Here is a 17,618-nt window from a genome sequence, read left to right as displayed (position 1 = left end):
TTATTTGAGATAATGAATGTATAACTTGGTTTATTCACTGAATTCGTATGCTACCGGTTCTTCGTTCAGTAGCGGATTCTGGATGACATCGCTTTCCGGATAAGGCATCAGGATGTTGCCGTGGTGGATTTCGATGTTCTCGCCCGGTTCCTGCCAATTTTCTATGCCTTCGAGGAAAGTGTCGCCTTCTTTCTTGCCGAAGTGGAGGTAACCGTCTTCGTCTTTCACGATGAGGTCTACTGTGTAGCCGCGGTGTTGGTTCTGGAAGTAATTCAGCATGTAGTCGGGTTTCCAGTGATACCACGATACCATGTCATACCAGTTACAATACTCCATCGAGAACTCTACGCGGCGTTCGCGAATGATGTCTTCGAAGGTTACGCGTTCCTTGCGGGGGATACGTGCACGGTCGCGCACCTGGTTCAATGCTTCCAGGCCGGGACCACCGGCCAGTTCTTCGCTGTTGCCCAGACAAGCTTCGGCATAGGTCAGGTAAACATCGGCAAGGCGTAGGATGTAGGTGTTGAGCGGAGAGTTCATGGACTGGATATAACCGTCGTTGTCGTCGTCCGGACCGCCCGGTACACCTTTTTTAATGCAAGAGGTGGCGCCGTCGTAAGTATAACCACCGTCGGCAATGCAGATGTATGAATAGTATGTACCCGGTGTGCAAAAGGTGGCGTTGCGGCGGATAGTGTCGCCCAACTCATATTGCTGGAGCATATCTATACTTGCCTGATAGCTGCTCCATACGTTTACACCGCCGGTCATCTTGCTGTTGCCGGCGAGGTCGGCAAGCAGAGTGTTGCATACGCCCCAATCACCCAGTGGCACCCACTGCATGGCAATGAGCGATTCGGGATTGTTGTTGTGCTTATACTTGAAGAGGTCTTCATAGTTTTCGTAAAGGCTGATGCCGCTGTTGTTTATCACGTCGGCGGCCAGTTCCTTGGCTTTCTCCAGGTCGGCGTTGTCGCGTGTGCCTCCTTTCCAGCCTGAGCGGGCGAGGTAGACTTTGGCAAGCATGCCTTTTGCACCCCATGCGTTGACACGTCCTTTGGCGGTTGCCACTTCAGGAAGATTCTCGACTGCATAAGTGAGGTCACGAATAACGAGTTCCAGCACATCTTCTTCGCGGTGGAGCGGTTGCATGGGATTGGCAACCACTTTGTCGTTGTCTTCGATGATGATAACCGGTCCCCAGAGGCGAACCATGTAGAAGTAGGCACAAGCACGCATCAGGCGGGCTTCGGCAATGGCTGTGCGCTTGGCACGTTCGCTTACGCTGTTGCTACATTTGGTCTGCACATCACTGATAACTGCATTGGCCATTGTAATGACCGAGTAGAAACCTGTCCATGCATTGGCAAGGTTTTCGCTCAGGGCTGTCACCTTGAAGTTGGTGAACTCGGGAGCTCCCCAGCGACTGAAGTTATCGTTGGCACGGTTACTGCCCAGCGGCACGATGGCGCGGGAGTTGAGGTCGAACCATGCACGGTTGTAAAGCGGTGCAGTGGCTTGTTCGAGTGCATCGTCGGAAGTGTAGTATGTCACATCTACGTAGTTTCCTTCGGGAGCACGTTCCAAAAATGAGTCGCTGCATGCCGTAAGCAGAAGGAGCGATGATATAAGGGTTAGAAATCTGTGTTTCATAACTATATTGAGATTTTAAATGATAAATGATTTGTCTGGCTCATTAGAAATTGAAGTTAAGGCCAAATGTATAGATACGTTGCGAAGGATAGCGCGCATCGTCCACACCACGTAGCAATACATTGTAGTTCAAAGCGCCTATTTCGGGATCGTAGCCTTTGTAGCCTGTGATGGTACAGAGGTTCTGGATGTTGACGTAGAGGCGCAGATGGTCTATCTGCAAACGGCGCAACCATTTCTGTGGGAAGGTGTACCCCAGCGAGATGTTTTTTATGCGGAGGTAGGAAGCGTCTTCAACAAAGCGGTCGGAGATACGGTTGTTGTCGTTGGCGCTACTGGTAGTGATGCGTTGTACTTTGGCTGCATCGGCGTTGGCCACGTAAACATTGGAAAGTACCTCGTCGCCCACTTCGGGGTCGTGCATGGCGATTTGGGCAATGCCGGTAGCTTCTTTCAGCAGGTTGCTGTTACGCATGGGATCGGTGAAGGTGCGGCGAATCAGGTTGATAGCCTTGTTGCCCACCGAGCCGTTCAGGAAGATGTTGAGGTCAAATCCTTTATAAGAAAGGTAGTTGTTGAAGCCGAACGTGAATTTGGGTGCCGGATTGCCGAGGAACGTGCGGTCTTTCTCATCAATTACACCGTTGTTGTCGCGGTCTTCATAGATGTAGTCACCTACCCAGATGCCCGATTTGCCGATGGTCTGGTCTTTCGGGATGGCTACTTGGATGCGGTTGCCCGTTTCGTCGAGCAGGAAGTTGCCGTCGGCACCTTTCTTGTAGAAATCTCCTTCTTCCTTGAACATACCGATTACTTTATAGCCGTAGAACTGCCCGACCGGTTCGCCCACCATGGTGTAGGTCAGTGTTTCCGAACCGTTGATTCCCGAAATAGCGGATGATTCGGAGTAGAGCTTCGTCACTTCGTTGTGGTTGATGGAGAAGGTGAGTCCTGAGGTCCAGGTGAAATCACGTGTCTGGATGTTGTGCGTGTTCAGGGTAAATTCTACACCTTTGTTGGTCATGGCACCGGCATTGACCCACGGTGCACGAATCAGACCGCTTACGTAGGTAGGAAGAGAAGCTTGCATCAGCAGATTGTCCGTTTTCTTGTAATAAGCATCGGCGATGAACTCTATGCGGTTGTTGAAGAGGGCGAGGTCGAGTCCTACATTGAAGGAGTTTGTTTCTTCCCACTTCAGTTCACGATTAGGATAGTTGCCTGCATAGAAACCAGTACCCCAGATGGAGGCTGCCGAAGCCATGGTGACGCCGTAGGCATAGGAACCCGCCCATTGGTTACCTACTACACCCCAACCCAGGCGGAGTTTCAGTGAGTTGATGGCTTCCACATCTTTGAGGAAAGCTTCGTTGTTGACTTTCCAAGCCAATGCTACCGAAGGGAACCAACCCCAACGACTTTCTTTGGCAAACGAAGACGAACCGTCGGCACGGAGCGTAGCGGTCAGCAAGTAGCGGTCGTCGTAGTTGTAGTTCAGACGGCCGAAGTATGATTCGATGGCGGATGAACCACGGGAACTGTTGGCTTTTGCTGTTGTGGCATCACCCGCATTCAGTTCGTGTACGGAGTTGAAGAGGAAGTTGGTACGGCTGCCGCTCAGCGACTCGTACTTGTTTTCTTGCGCTTCGTGTCCCAGCATGGCAGAGAGGCCGTGTTTGCCGAAGGTATTATTATAAGTAAAGTAAGTTTTCAATGTCCAGTTGCTTCCGTTGCCGGCTCCACGGCTTGCTGACGACTGCTGCTTGAAGTGCTCGTAGTCGTAGGAGGGGGTAAACTTATAGTCGTTGCTGTAATTGAAGTTGGCGGCATATTCCGTGCGGAATACGAGTCCTTTCCACAGCTTGATGTCGGCAAAGGCGTTGACATAGACTTGTGTGTTGCGACTATAGTTTTCATTTTGGATAAGGTCGGAGAGGGGGTTGGAGAAGTAAGTTCCATACATGTTCTCCGTCTGCATGCCGAAACTGCCGTCCGGGTTGCGGGCTGGCACTTCGGGGAGCTGGTTCAGGGCATTGTAGATGGCACCCGAACCGTCTACGTTGTTGGTCTGCTGTGTACGGGCTACGGAGGCGCGCAAGCCGGTGGTGAGCCACTTGTTGATGTCGTTGTCCATGTTGACGCGGAAAGAGAAACGCTCAAAGTCCGAACCGAATACAATACCGTCTTGCTGCATGTAGCCGCCGGAGAGCGAGTATTTCATGCTCTTCGAACCTCCGGAGATGTTTATCTGATGGTTGTGCATCGGGGCAGTGCGGAAGATTTCATTCTGCCAGTCGGTACCGCGGCTGAGGAGTGAGGGGTCTTTGAACTCTTCGCGTGCACCGAAGCCGATGGTGGCGGCGCGGAGGTTCTGGTAAACTGCATATTCGGGGAGTGTCAGTGTTTCCAGTTTCTTGGGAAGCTGTTGCAAGGCATAGTAACCTTCGTAGGAGACCTTCGTTTTGCCCTCTTCGCCCTGACGGGTGGTGATGAGTACTACACCGTTGGAGGCGCGGCTACCATAGATGGCTGTGGCCGATGCATCTTTCAATACTTCCATGGAAACGATGTCTGCAGGGTTGATGGAACTGAGCACGCTGCTGTTGCTGGTGTTGTTGCCTGAGATGGCTACACCGTCGATAACGTAGAGCGGTTCGTTGCCGTTCAAGGAGTTGATACCACGGATGCTGACCGAGATACCGCCACCCGGAGTTCCGGAATTCTGGGTCACCTGCACACCGGCGGCACGTCCTTGCAAAGCTTGGTCGAGCGAGGTGACTACGGACTTTTTCAGTTCGTCACCCGTCACGCTGACTACGGAACCGGTCAGGTCACTGCGTTTCATCGTACCGTATCCCACTACTACTACTTCGTCCAGCATCTCATTGTCTTCTTGCAGCAGTATGTCGATGCGGGTGGTGCGCTCTACTTTCACCTCTTTGGTGCGGTAGCCGATGTAAGAGACTATCAATGTTTGTCCCAGATTTGCCTGGATGGTGTAACGGCCGTCGATGTCGGTAATGCCGCCCGTATTGGTTTCTTTCACTTTGACGGTGGCTCCTACAAGTGGCTCACCGCCCGATTCTGATTTAACGATACCGGATACTGTTTTGGTTTGTCCATACGTGGAAACAATACCCAAACCTAGTAACACGATAACAAGCAATTGTCTCAATTTTGTCCATTCCCATTGAGAGCATACATTTGCGTGTAACTTCATAATACTTTAATTTAAGATTTAAAAATAACTGTTATTAAAAGCTACTGCAAATATGGAAAGTTATCATAATAGCATAGGTCTATCATGTCTCAAATAACATACCTTTATGTTTCAAGTTATCATTTTAGACTGCGGATGTAATCAGATGGTGATATTCCAAATTCATTTTTGAAGTTTACAGTGAACCTTTTTGGAGAACTGAATCCCACCTCATAGGCAATTTCTGCAATTTGTTTCTGGCTTTCCTTTAGAAGTTGCTTACTGCGCTTCAAACGGATAATCCGGATGAATTCTGCCGGACCTTTACCGGTGATACACATCAGCTTTTTGTAGAGATGGCTACGACTCAACCCCAATTCTGCTCCTAACATTTCCACAGAGAAGTCGGAATCACTCATGCGCTCTTCTACTATTTTGATAGCTTTTTCAATAAATTGTTCGTCTAGTGGAGTGATTGTTATTTCATTAGGTGTCACTTCTATTTTCTGACTGAATTTACGATGGCTTTTTTCTGTCCATTCAATAAATTTCCTGATGCGCAGCTTTAGTAATTTGAAGTCAAAAGGCTTTACGATATAGTCATCGGCTCCTTGCTCAAATCCTTCACTTTTGTATTCTTCTGCCATACGGGCTGTAAGCAATATAACGGGAATGTGGGACCATTGCATGTTTGTTTTGATTTGCCGACATAGCTCTGTTCCATTCATCACTGGCATCATGATGTCGCTTATTACAATATTGACACTGTTTTTTTCTAATATCTTCAATGCCTCTGCTCCATTGTAGGCAACCTGTATGGCGTATTCATCGGACAGGTATTCAGACATGAAACTACAGAAATCCTTGTTGTCGTCCACCAACAAGATGGTATACCGCAATTCTTCCGCATTTGGAACGGGAAGCTCATTCGGAGCTTTGTCATTGTTTAGCAGTTCCGGAAGTAATTCCTCCTTTTCACTGGCATATGTGACGATAGGCAATTTAACGGTAAATACGGAACCTTTAGGAAAATTGTCTGTAACGGAGATTGTTCCTTTGTGTAGATGTACATACTCGTTTGCAATATGCAGGCCGATTCCACTGCCGGTTTTTTCCGAAGTTTGTTGCACTTGATAAAAACGTTCGAAGATATGTTTCTTGTCTTTGTCTATGATACCTTGTCCGTTGTCTGCCACACAGATACATACATTGTCATCTTCGCGATAAAGATGTACATTGATTTCTCCTTTATCAGGAGTGTATTTGAAGGCATTGGACAACAAGTTGTTCATTACTTTTTTTATTTTAACCGGATCGAAGGACATGTTCAGGTTTTCTACTTCGCACATGAAACAGAAGTTGATGGTATGGTCAAGAGCATACTCTTGAAAAGTACTGCAAATCTCGCGGATAAAGTTGACAATATCTCCCGATTTGTAATGGGCTGTCTCGGCTCCTACATCCAGTTTCCGGAAATCAAGCAGAGAATTTATTGATGTAAGTAATAGCTGTGCATTTTTATTGATTGTATTTAGTTTTTTGCGTATTCCGTCATCCAGGGTTTCTGATAATAACATTTGTAACGGGCTAATGATAAGCGTCAGTGGTGTACGTAAGTCATGACTTATATTTGTAAAGAACTTTAGCTTCATCTCATTCAGGAGCAACTTTTGTTCTTGCTCCAGTTTTGCTCGTTGTTGCTCCAGTCTTATGTAGTGATGCTTTTTGAATCGGTATATTACATAGGATATCATACCAATGGCAAACAATATGTATAAGATGATAGCAACATTACTTAAATATATTGGAGATGAAACGGTTATATTCAACTCACTAGCTTCGTCATTCCATATACCGTCACTGTTACAAGCTTTAATCAATAGTTTGTAATTGCCAGGAGGAAGGGTGGTGAAAGCCACTTTGTTTTCGTTTGTATAGTACCATTGGGTATTTAATCCTTTCAGTTTATAGGCATATCTTATTTTATCAGCATTCAGCAAATCGCCTGCGGCAAATTCGATGGAGATTAAATAATCGTCATATCTGACAGACAATGATGGGGCTCTGCCAAGTACAGTTGTTAATAGTTTACGCCCTTCATATATTGAGTCTACTTCTATATGTTGATTGCCAATGGTCAGATTTGTAAAATACACCTTTGCCAGCGGTCGGCTCTTTTCGGTCAGCTTGTTCGGATTTATAGATGTATAGCCACTGGTGCCTCCCAGCAGTAAATCTCCGCTGGACAATTTACAAGCGGAATGGGAGTTGAAATGATTTTCTGGCAATCCGTCTCTGGTAGAAAGATTCTTGAAAGAAAAGTCTACTCCTTCCTGGGTGTCTGGGGTTACTTCCAATATAGACAATCCGTTACTTGTTGCAAGCCACATGTTACCATGATTGTCTTGGGTTATACTGTTAATGAGATTGTCACACAATCCGTTGTTTACGTCGAACCAGTGTAGTGAATCATTTTTTAAGTCCCAGGCAGTCAATCCTTGTTTATGGGCTAACCACAATATATCTCTGTCGTCCTTGAATACAGTGGAAATGAAGAGCTGCTTGAATGGCTGTGTCTCTTTTCGATTGGCATAAATCATTTCGGGTTTTCTCGTCACGATGTCCATTACACAGAGTCCGTATGTAGTCCCGATATACATTTTGTCTCCATAGTCATAACAGATATTGAGTACATTGATATTATTCCCATCAGGTAGTAGATAACTTGTCGCAGTATTTGCGTCCGGATTAAAACAAACCAAAGTTTCCAGTACATAACCTATCCATAAGTTTCCATATCGGTCTTCCTTCATACTCCATACGCCACTGTATGGCAGTTGGCTGTTCTCTGGAGTAAAATGGCGAATACTGTTGTTCTCATAGCAGAACAATCCGTCTTGATAACTTCCTGCCCAAATCCGTCCTTTATGGTCTTCGAGAAGACTGATGATGGCTATGTCGGGGATGGATAGTTTGCGAATGGCAAATCCTTTTTGCTTTTCTTTTACATAAAGTCCGTTCCCATCTGTTCCCAGCCAAATGTTTCCGGCCTTATCCTCTAAAATGGAGGCTATATCACCGCATTCTTTATGCTGGGTATCAATAAATTCATGGAAGCTTTCGTGATAATAAGAAACTCCTTTTTTGAAATTTCCTAACCAAATGACGCCTGAATCATCACGGTAGATTGTATTTATTCTGTTGGAAGCAAGGGATGTGGAAGACATAGGGGTATTCAGGAGGTTGACAAGGTTATCATTTACGTAGTCATAAATGAATACTCCTTTATGGTCCGTTCCTATCCAGACATGTCCGTTCGAGTCATCCAGTATGCTCCTTACCGCATTACTTTTTGTCTCTATTTTGGAATGGAGATTGATTTGGTTCCATTCCGATTTTATGTTTTTCTTATAGAATATTTGTTCATCGGTATATGAATATAGCCAGATGCCTCCATGATAATCAGTGTATATGTGCTTTTCGATAATAGAGTTGGAGGGTAAGCTGATGTTATCTACCCGTTTACATTTCTTTGCGTTGTTCTCTAGTTTCAATAAGGTCGAATTCCAAAGAAGATATAGGTTTTCACCATCATCGCTGATACTCAGTTCCGGAGTTTCTTCTGGAAAGTTTTCTATTTTGAATGTTTTAAGGGTTTTATGAGAAAAATTGAAGTAAAAAACATTTTGGCCTTGCAGTACCCATAAATTGTGTCTTTTGTCAACATGTACTTTGTAGGTACCATTTATCTGGATGCCTATTTTAAGGAGGTATGAGGGAATATCGGTAATGAAGTTGTCTTTGTCTCGGTCGTATATACAATATCTTGCCTCGCTTCCAATCCACAAATTGCCCAAACCGTCTTCCTGTAAGTTCCAGATGTCGTTAGACAATAAAGAATGGATGTCTTTTTCTTTGGGTTGATACACTTTAAAGCTATATCCGTCGTATCGGTTCAATCCATTGGCGGTCCCTATCCATAAAAAGCCTTCACAGTCTTTCAATATGGTTTTTACGTTATTGTTTGAAAGCCCGTTTTCTACTTTCAGATGGCGAAATACATACGGAGTTTGTCCTGCTAACGGCAGATAAGCCAGTAACAGAATAATGAGGGGGAACACTAATTTGTGTAAATAGTTTGTAAAAGACATACTATATAATCTGAAATTGAATTCTCAAAGATAGCAATATCTTATTTAAATAAACGTAAATATGTTGCATTAATAGGTCTGTAATGTTGCATCGCGGTCGTATAAGTCTTAAACATGCCATCCGTTTGTTGTCTTGCGTGTCTTGAAGTGTTTTTCTCATTTATTATTCAACATTTATTTCATACCTTTGCAGGGAAGGACTGGTTCCTGCCAATATGATTAACCTTCTAATACTTTATCGAAAATGAACAGATTCATCATTTTATTTTTATTCTCTTTGGGAATATTGTCAACATGTGTATTTGCCGTAGAGGTGATTCCACTGAATGAAGGATGGAATTTCCACCGGGGTTTTCAGGCACCTGCTTCGGAAATAGTGAAGGTTACTTTGCCTCACACTTGGAATGCGGGCGATGGCATGTTTGGCAATGCCGATTATTATAGGGGATTATGCAATTACAGTCGTAAGTTGTCTGTTCCTGCCCATTATCGGGGCAAACGTTTTTTCTTGAAAGTGATGGCTGCACAGACGGTTGCCGACATTTTTATCGACCATCATTTTGTGATGCAACATAAGGGTGGTTATACGGCATTTGTGGCAGAATTGACTGATTTCCTGGTCCCGGGAACAGAAAGTGTATTGGAAATTCGTGTCAGCAATGCTCAGACTATGGATGTCGCTCCCATTTGCGGCGACTTCAATATGTTTGGTGGGTTGTATCGGGGGGTGGAACTGCTGGTGACGGAGGATGTCTGCATAGAACCTGCTTATTATGCCTCTTCAGGTGTATTCTTCACTCAGTCCGATGTATCGGAGAAAAAGGCCCATTTGAAAATTGAAGCACTGCTTTCGGCAAGGGAAACTACTGTGACCGGTTGCGAGGTGGAGTTTCGACTATATGACAAGGAAAAGTTGCTTTGCCGTGTTGCCAGTGCAGAGGTGGGTGAGGATAAAAAGGTGATGATGGACATAGTGCTTGAAAGGCCTCATTTGTGGGATGGAGTGAAGAATCCCTATTTATATAAAGGAGTGGTGATATTGCGTAAGGATGGAAAAGAGATAGACCGCCGCGAAGAAGAGATAGGTTTCCGCTACTTTCATGCCGATGCGGAGAAAGGTTTCTTCCTGAATGGAAAGCCTTATCGCTTGAATGGCGTGAACCGGCATCAGGATAGGGCAGAACGCGCTTCGGTATTTTATCCGCAAGACCATGATGAAGATTTGGACTTGATGCAGGAAATGGGATGCAATGCCGTGCGTCTTTGTCACTATCCGCAAGCCAAATACATGCATCAACAGATGGACAAGCGGGGACTGGTGGCATGGGCTGAGATTCCTTTTGTCAATGTTTATGTGAATAATCCTGCTTATGATGAAAACTTGCGCCTGCAATTGAAGGAACTGATTTTACAGAACTACAATCACCCCTGCATTTTGTTCTGGGGGCTGTTCAATGAGATAAATTCCGGTTGGCTGGACCGTCCTTCGCGTATGGCGGCAGAGCTTCATGCTTTGGCCCGTCAGTTGGACCCGAGCCGTCCCACTATGGGAGCCAGTAATCAGGATGACGACTTCAACGGATTCACCGACCTGATTGCTTTCAACAAGTATTTCGGCTGGTATGGCGACAACATGGATGACATGGGGCGCTGGATAGACCGCGAGCATGCAGCACATCCGGAGCGGAAGATGGGCATCAGCGAGTATGGTGCCGGGGCATGCGTATTCCAGCAGGAGGACTCGCTGAGGCATCCGGAACCGTGGGGGCAATGGCATCCCGAAAACTGGCAGACTTATTATCATGTGGAGAATTGGAAACAGCTTCAGGAACGCGAATTCTTGTGGTGCAACTTCATCTGGTGCATGTTCGACTTTTCGGCGGCAGGCCGTAGGGAGGGATCCATTATGGGACGCAACGATAAGGGGCTGGTGACTTACGACCGGAAAATAAAGAAAGATGCCTTTTACTTTTATAAGGCAAACTGGAATCAAGAAGATAAGTTTGTATATATCGCAGGAAAACGATTGGTAAACAGAACCCGCAAAACCGTTGATGTGCAAGTATTCAGCAATAGCGGAGCTGCCAAATTGTATATCAATGGCAAAGCATATGGGACTGCAAAACCTGATTCCGTAAATGTACTGGAATGGAAAGGCATTGTATTGGATACCGGTGAAAATAGAATTGAAGTCAGGAACAAATATGGAGCGGATTGTTGTGTATGGATATGTCCTTTTTAATTTTCATCAGGCGCGGAATGTATAGGAGAGCCACGGGGAATAATGAACCGTGAAATGCTGTACAGTCTGCGCCTGATAGCTTTAATATGTGATTTTCTGTAAATCCGTATTCGGTCCGTGGACTACCAGTTTCCCGTCTGGTTGGATGTCTATGAGGTCGATGAATACCATTCGTTCGTCACCGGTGGTTTCGGTGCGTCCATGGTAGACACAGTAGAGCCGATTGTGAATGTCGATGAGCATACAATGCCCGGTTCCGGTCACGATGCCGCCTTGCTCTGTGTTCTTTTGCAGCACCGGATTGTTGGCAGCCTTTGTGAATGGGCCTAAAGGACTTTGGGAGGTTGCATAGCCCACCGCATAATTCTTTCCTCCGAAGAAGTTTGCAGAGTAAAGCATGTAATAGAGATTCCCGTGTTTCACCATATACGAACCTTCTGTCCAGCGTCTGTTGACCTCATGTGTAGTCACCGAACGGTTCTCCCATTTCGCTTGAGGGTCGTCCATCGTTTTGGGCGGGCAAAGCAATGCTACCGGCTCTCCGATGACACCGGAGAAATCCGGTTTCAGCTCCACGCCGTAAATCCAGCTCTCCTCAATCTCGTCAAACCAGCCCTTTGTTTTGGCCCATGCTGAGACTTCGCTCTCGACGGCATGTTTGTAGCAGCAGCGGGAGTAGTAGAGGTAGGTCTTTCCGGATGCATCGTCAAAGAGTATGTTTGCGTCGATGATAGGATAGCCGGGGTCGAATACCGGGCGGTCGGACAAATCTTTGAAAGGCCCGGTGGGTTTATCGGCTACGGCTACGCCGATACGGAAGTTCTCTTGCTCCTGAGTGGGGTTTTCCTTCCAGTTGGCGCTGAACCATAAGTAGTATTTGCCGTCGCGCTCATACACTTCGGGCGCCCAGAAACAGTCGGTGGCCCATGAGTCGGATGTGCCGCCTTGATAGACGGGACCCTCATCTTTCCATGTCACCAGGTCATCGGAGGAATATACTTTGAAGCCGTTCTGTACTCCCCCCGTCCCGTACATATAGAATTTCCCGTCGGAAGCTTTCAGGAGGAACGGGTCTCCGAAGGCCATGGGAAGTGGGTTCTGATATACTACTTTTTTCTTATCTCCGCATGATGCTGACAGCAGAGCCAATAAGACCAGTGCCAATGTGAAAAGGGTGTGCTTCATCTTGTTAGAATTTAAATGTTGAAGTAACGAAAAGTGTTTGTATCTGCAAAGTAAACACAATATAGGGAAAGCTGCAAGGAAATTAGATAGAATGCAAGCTTTTCATTATTTTTGTGCATCATTCTAAATAATTCTTTGATGGGACAGTCATTTTCGGATATATCGCTATACCACGAGTACCGGTCGGTGAAGGAGAAAGAACATTTGGTGTCACAGAAAACCTGGGACGACCTCAATCTGGATGACTTTTTCGAATGGGCCGACCGTACCTCTTCTTGTGTGGGCCGACAGTACCTCTACGACTTGTTGCATTACAACCGCCTTTCGGAGATTTCGGAACAGGAGGAAGTGATTCGCGAACTCTCTGCCGACAAGGAGTTGCGTGCAGAAATCCGGTCGGAGTTGCAGAAACTGGATACGCCGGATGCTTGCGCCATTGCATCGTTGTTTTCCATTTCCCATCCCATATATTCCCACCGCTTTTACCGTTTGCTAAGTATATTGCAGTTCGTGCCTTTTGTTTTGTCAGGGATGGTTTATGTTACATCTTCGCTTTACGTTCTGGGGTTATTGTGTATATCGGTATTGGTGAACATGGTATTGCACTATCGCAGCAAGGCACGGATTCAGGGCTATTTCTTTTCCATCCCTCAGTTATGGCTGCTGCTCAGGCAAGCGGAGAGGCTGGCACAGATTCCGTTGTGTGTATCGGTGCATCGGGATATCCAAAAGACTTTGCAGGCGCTGCGTCCGTTACGAAAGCAACTTTCCACTTTCCGTTTCAGTATCAAGCTGGAGAGCGACATCGCCATTCTTGCTTATTTCTTCATCGAGATGGTGAATGTGTTTTTCCTGCGGGAGGTTATTCCGGTTTCCAAGGCTTTCTTTCTATTGCAGGGCAGGCAAGAACAGATTGAAGAGGTTTTCCGCTATTTTGGATTGGTGGATGCGCTTTGCTCTGTTTCCGAGCTTCGGGATGGGCTGCCCTATTATACTCTTCCGGAAGCTTGTGACGAGGGTGAAACGCTTCATGCAGAGGGCCTTTATCATCCGCTTATAGAGCATTGTATCCCCAATGACATTACGCTTTGTGGCAGTTCTGTCCTTGTTACCGGCTCCAATATGTCTGGTAAGACAACCTTTATCCGTGCTATCGGACTTAACCTGCTTTCCGCACAAGTGTTCCATACTTGTTTCGCCCGCAGTTTTCGTTTTCCCATGGATACCGCATTGTTTTCTGCTATCCATCTGGAGGATAGTCTGATGGAAGGAAAAAGTTTCTTTCTGCAGGAGGTACAGATTGTTCGAGAGATGCTGGAGGTCGGAAAGGGACGTAGGCAGCTTTTCCTGCTGGATGAGTTGTTCAAAGGGACGAACACGGTGGAACGGATAGCTATAGCCAAAGCTGTGCTATCTGCTTTGGCACACAAGAACAGTATCGTGTTTGCTTCCACTCACGACGTTGAACTGGCTTCCTTACTTGAGAACGAATATGAATCGTTTCATTTTTGTGAATGTGTTGCCGACAATACCTTGTCTTTTGATTATAAGCTGAAACCGGGACCGGCGACGGAACGTAATGCCATCCGGATTATCGAGATGTGCGGTTATCCGAAGGAAGTGGTCGGGGAAGCGTATCGGCTGGCTAAAAAACATGTTTTATAGTTTTACTTCTAATTGTTCCTTATTCCAATCGTTACTATATTGTCTGTTCAATATCTTCTGGAAGGGGTAATCTTTTAAGTTATCCAATTAGAAGGTTTATGTTCTTTTCTTTCATCTTTTCGATATTCTCTTCCGAGATATTGCTGTCTGTGATGAAAGAATTTACCATAGATATTGAACCTAAACTGGCAAATGCACTAATTCCTATCTTGGAGGAATCAGCTACCAGAATGACTTCCTCGGCGGCTTTTATCATGGCCGATTTAACCATCAGATCGCTGAGGCTCGGATAGGTCAGACTCATGTCTGGGGATATTCCTGCTGTGGCAAGGAATAGTTTGTTGGCATGGAAACCTTTGAGTGAATCGGCTGCCATCTTTCCTGTCAATGAAAGGGTGGGTGCTTTGAATTCTCCTCCTGTCACAATGAGGTTGATGCCTGGATTTTCGCCCAATATAAGTGCTATGTTCAGAGCATTGGTAATGACGGTCAGCTCTTTGTATTGTGTAAGTAGTTTGGCTATTTCTGTGGTAGTAGAACCGGAGTCGAGAATGATACATTCACCTTCACTGATAAACGACGCTGCTTTTTGGGCTATTTCTCTTTTTTCCTCAATATGGGTCTGATTGAAAACCTTTCCGGTTTTTGCAAATGAGCCCACATCCTTCAGGAAGGCTCCGCCGTGTTCTCTTTGGATATACCCTAATTTTTCAAGGGCTTCCAGGTCTTGTCTGATTGTTACATCCGTTACATTGAAAATCCTGCTTAATTCTTGAACTTTTGCATGCCCGTCTTCGCGGATAAGGTCCAGAATCTTGACTCTTCTTTGGTTTAGTGCCATATCTACTTTATATATTGTTGTTTCTACGATAATCCTGTATATCTTTGATCGCTATAATCTTCAGTCGGAACTTTTTTGCCATTTCAAGTAGTTGTGGCAAGCGGGCCATTGTCCCATCCTGGTTCAGTATTTCAATGAGAGCGCCGCCGGGTGTCAATCCTGCCATTCTTGTCAGGTCGAGTAATGCTTCTGTATGTCCGTCACGTCCCAATACTCCGTCCTCATGTCCGTAAAGGGGGAAAATGTGTCCGGGACGTGCCAGTTCCGAGGGCTTTATATTACCGGTAACCAAAGCACGTATGGTAGCGGAGCGGTCATAGGCGGAAACTCCCGTTGTGCAGCCATAGCCCTTCAGATCGACGGACATGGTGAACGGCGTGCCTAAAAGGGAAGTGTTGTCTTCCGACATTGGGGGCAGTTGGAGTTCTTTGCAACGTGAACGCGGTAGCGGTACACAAAGAAGCCCTCTTCCGTGTGTAATCATGAAGTTAACAATGTCAGGAGTTATTTTTTCACCGGATACAATAAAATCGCCTTCGTTTTCTCTATTTTCATCATCGACAACTATCACTATTTTCCCTTGTCGAACCGCTTCTATTCCTTCGTCTACAGTATTGAGCATTGTATAATCATTTAATTTTTCCGCAAAGGTAGTCAGAAAAAGTCAAATGAAAGTCTATTCTTGCTGTTTTTCTTCTTTTTTATTCTATATATTATCTTTTGCACTGTAGTTCCTTTCTCTTTTTTATTTATTTGTTTCGTTTTTCGCCCTGGTCTAATTATAAAACATGTTAATAAACAATGGAAAACTTTCGTTTTCTTTCGTTTTGTGGTTTTTGTTTGTTTTCTTTGCAAAGAAATGAAAGCAAATAAGCTATGAAAACAAAAGAATTGACTCTTCAATCAGAAAGGAATCGAAAAAGATTAATTGAAATTATCTATAAGGCAAAAGCCGGTCATATCGGCGGAGATTTGTCTTGCCTCAATGTTCTTACGGCTCTTTACTTTGATGTGATGAATGTGAATGCGGACAGTCCTAAAGATGATTTGCGTGACCGTTTCATTTTGAGCAAGGGGCATTGTGTGGAGGCTTTGTATGTGACGCTGGAATCCAAAGGGTTTATAACAGAAGGCATTTTGGATACATTGGGACAATATGGCTCTATCCTTTCGGGACATCCCACTATCGGAGTTCCGGGTATTGAAGTGAATACCGGAGCCTTGGGACATGGTTTGTCTGTTGGGGTAGGTATAGCGATAGCTGCCAAAATGGACAACAGGGATTATAAAACCTATGTGTTGATGGGGGATGGTGAACAGGGTGAAGGTTCCATCTACGAAGCAGCAATGGCTGCCCGGCAGTATAGATTAGATAATTTGGTGGCTATAATAGACCGTAATCATTTGCAGATTAGCGGAAATACGGAAGATGTGATGGGAATTGATGATATCCATGATCGCTGGACGGCATTCGGCTGGGAGGTAAAGGATATGAATGGTGACGACATGGAAGATATTATCCGGACTTTCCGTTCCATTGATTATGCAAACCGTCACCCTCATTTGCTGGTGGCTCATACGACAAAAGGGAAAGGAGTATCTTTCATGGAAGGGGTAGCTAAATGGCATCATGGGGTTCCGAGTAACGAACAGTATGAACAGGCCATTCAAGAAATATCAGAAAGAATTAAGGATTTAGAATATAATTGATATGATAGCTTGCAGAAAAAGTTTCACCGACACTTTGTTGTCATTGGCTCGGATGGACAAGGACATCATTGCTGTGACGACGGATGCCCGTGGCTCGGTGACGTTAAATGATTTTGCCAAAGAATTGCCGCAGCAATTCGTGGAGTGTGGTATTGCGGAGCAGGATGCTGTGGGTATTTCAGCCGGGTTGGCTCATAGCGGAAAGAAAGTGTTTGTATGTGGTCCGGCTTGTTTTTATGTGGCTCGTAGCTTGGAACAGGTAAAGGTGGACTTGGCTTATAGCCAGAACAACGTAAAAATATTGGGAGTAAGTGGAGGAGTAGCTTACGGAGCTTTGGGGGCTACCCATCATAGCTTACACGACATTGCCGTGCTGCGTACTTTTCCCGGAATGAATATCGTGTTACCTTGCGATGCCCGACAGACTAAAAAACTGGTTGAGCTTTTGGTTGATTATCCCGAACCGGTTTATGTACGTGTAGGTCGTGCAGCAGTTCCCGATGTCTATGAAAATGATGATTTTGATTTTGCCATAGGTAAGGCCAACATGTTGCTGGACGGAACAGATCTGACTATTATCGGAACCGGTGAAACCGTATACCACACACGTCAGGCGGCTTTGAAGTTACGCGAATATGGTATTTCGGCCCGGGTATTGGATATGTCCTCTATTAAACCTTGTGATGAGGAAGCTGTTTTGAAAGCCGCTTCCGAAACCGGGCGAATCATCACGGTTGAGGAGCATAGCCAGTATGGAGGTCTTGGGGCGATGGTGACTGAAATCATATCCGAGCATCCCGTACCGGTGAAAATCCTGGGTATCCCTGATGAGAATGTGGTGCATGGGAACTCCCTGGAAATTTTTGCCCATTATGGACTCGACTCATCCGGTATCGTGAAAACTGCCCTTGACTTCCTTAAGTAACTCCGATTCGATAAATTTGAAATCAATTAGCCTTTAATAATACCTGA

At 45.5% G+C, this 17,618-nt stretch carries 10 protein-coding genes; 4 read left to right on the top strand and 6 right to left on the bottom strand.

The annotated features are described in order from the left end of the window. Positions 1-30: 30 nt before the first annotated feature. The 3 genes from DWZ03_RS00970 to DWZ03_RS00960 form a co-directional block, all read right to left on the bottom strand. The gene (locus DWZ03_RS00970) at positions 31-1,653 is read right to left on the bottom strand and encodes a RagB/SusD family nutrient uptake outer membrane protein (RefSeq protein ID WP_005830278.1); all 1,623 of its coding nucleotides are present in this window, start codon (positions 1,651-1,653) and stop codon (positions 31-33) included. Between the two features lie 43 nt (positions 1,654-1,696). Further along, positions 1,697-4,873 carry a SusC/RagA family TonB-linked outer membrane protein gene (locus DWZ03_RS00965; RefSeq protein WP_120128487.1) on the bottom strand — a complete coding sequence of 1,059 codons (3,177 nt, stop codon included), beginning with the start codon at positions 4,871-4,873 and terminating at the stop codon, positions 1,697-1,699. Between the two features lie 119 nt (positions 4,874-4,992). Beyond that, positions 4,993-9,003 carry a hybrid sensor histidine kinase/response regulator transcription factor gene (locus DWZ03_RS00960; RefSeq protein ID WP_120128485.1) on the bottom strand — a complete coding sequence of 1,337 codons (4,011 nt, stop codon included), beginning with the start codon at positions 9,001-9,003 and terminating at the stop codon, positions 4,993-4,995. A 244-nt stretch (positions 9,004-9,247) separates the two neighbouring features. Between DWZ03_RS00960 and DWZ03_RS00955 the strand changes: the two genes are divergently transcribed. After that, the gene (locus DWZ03_RS00955; RefSeq protein WP_120128483.1) at positions 9,248-11,245 is read left to right on the top strand and encodes a glycoside hydrolase family 2 protein; all 1,998 of its coding nucleotides are present in this window, start codon (positions 9,248-9,250) and stop codon (positions 11,243-11,245) included. A gap of 81 nt (positions 11,246-11,326) precedes the next feature. Here the strand turns inward: DWZ03_RS00955 and DWZ03_RS00950 are convergent, their stop codons facing one another. Next, positions 11,327-12,430, bottom strand: coding sequence for a glycoside hydrolase family 43 protein (locus DWZ03_RS00950; protein WP_044467387.1), 1,104 nt, complete (start codon positions 12,428-12,430; stop codon positions 11,327-11,329). 138 nt (positions 12,431-12,568) lie between these two features. Between DWZ03_RS00950 and DWZ03_RS00945 the strand changes: the two genes are divergently transcribed. Beyond that, entirely contained in the window at positions 12,569-14,095 is a 1,527-nt protein-coding gene (locus DWZ03_RS00945; RefSeq protein WP_120128480.1) for a MutS-related protein, read from the top strand. Positions 14,096-14,174: 79 nt separating this feature from the next. Here DWZ03_RS00945 and DWZ03_RS00940 read toward each other — a convergent pair whose 3' ends face one another. Then, positions 14,175-14,936: a DeoR/GlpR family DNA-binding transcription regulator gene (locus DWZ03_RS00940; protein WP_005830261.1), complete on the bottom strand. Its 762-nt coding sequence runs from the start codon at positions 14,934-14,936 to the stop codon at positions 14,175-14,177. Positions 14,937-14,943: 7 nt separating this feature from the next. Further along, positions 14,944-15,558: a 3,4-dihydroxy-2-butanone-4-phosphate synthase gene (gene ribB / locus DWZ03_RS00935; protein ID WP_005830259.1), complete on the bottom strand. Its 615-nt coding sequence runs from the start codon at positions 15,556-15,558 to the stop codon at positions 14,944-14,946. A 254-nt stretch (positions 15,559-15,812) separates the two neighbouring features. Here ribB and DWZ03_RS00925 point away from each other — a divergent pair, with 254 nt between their 5' ends. After that, positions 15,813-16,646: a transketolase gene (locus DWZ03_RS00925; protein WP_005830255.1), complete on the top strand. Its 834-nt coding sequence runs from the start codon at positions 15,813-15,815 to the stop codon at positions 16,644-16,646. A 1-nt stretch (position 16,647) separates the two neighbouring features. Beyond that, a complete protein-coding gene (locus DWZ03_RS00920; protein WP_005834658.1) occupies positions 16,648-17,571 on the top strand; it encodes a transketolase family protein in 924 nt (307 codons plus the stop codon). The last annotated feature ends 47 nt before the right edge of the window (positions 17,572-17,618 follow it).

The sequence above is a fragment of the Bacteroides sp. AF29-11 genome, from assembly GCF_003602895.1.
Lineage (GTDB): Bacteria > Bacteroidota > Bacteroidia > Bacteroidales > Bacteroidaceae > Bacteroides > Bacteroides uniformis.
The sequence above is the reverse complement of the archived record's forward strand: the minus strand, read 5'-3'. Positions and strand labels throughout refer to the sequence as shown.

Bases quoted from the DNA above. Each gene is read 5' to 3' on its own strand.
- DWZ03_RS00970 (WP_005830278.1), bottom strand. From the start codon at position 1,653: ATGAAACACAGATTTCTAACCCTTATATCATCGCTCCTTCTGCTTACG.
- DWZ03_RS00940 (WP_005830261.1), bottom strand. From the start codon at position 14,936: ATGGCACTAAACCAAAGAAGAGTCAAGATTCTGGACCTTATCCGCGAA.
- ribB (WP_005830259.1), bottom strand. From the start codon at position 15,558: ATGCTCAATACTGTAGACGAAGGAATAGAAGCGGTTCGACAAGGGAAA.
- DWZ03_RS00955 (WP_120128483.1), top strand. From the start codon at position 9,248: ATGAACAGATTCATCATTTTATTTTTATTCTCTTTGGGAATATTGTCA.
- DWZ03_RS00965 (WP_120128487.1), bottom strand. From the start codon at position 4,873: ATGAAGTTACACGCAAATGTATGCTCTCAATGGGAATGGACAAAATTG.
- DWZ03_RS00920 (WP_005834658.1), top strand. From the start codon at position 16,648: ATGATAGCTTGCAGAAAAAGTTTCACCGACACTTTGTTGTCATTGGCT.
- DWZ03_RS00950 (WP_044467387.1), bottom strand. From the start codon at position 12,430: ATGAAGCACACCCTTTTCACATTGGCACTGGTCTTATTGGCTCTGCTG.
- DWZ03_RS00925 (WP_005830255.1), top strand. From the start codon at position 15,813: ATGAAAACAAAAGAATTGACTCTTCAATCAGAAAGGAATCGAAAAAGA.
- DWZ03_RS00945 (WP_120128480.1), top strand. From the start codon at position 12,569: ATGGGACAGTCATTTTCGGATATATCGCTATACCACGAGTACCGGTCG.
- DWZ03_RS00960 (WP_120128485.1), bottom strand. From the start codon at position 9,003: ATGTCTTTTACAAACTATTTACACAAATTAGTGTTCCCCCTCATTATT.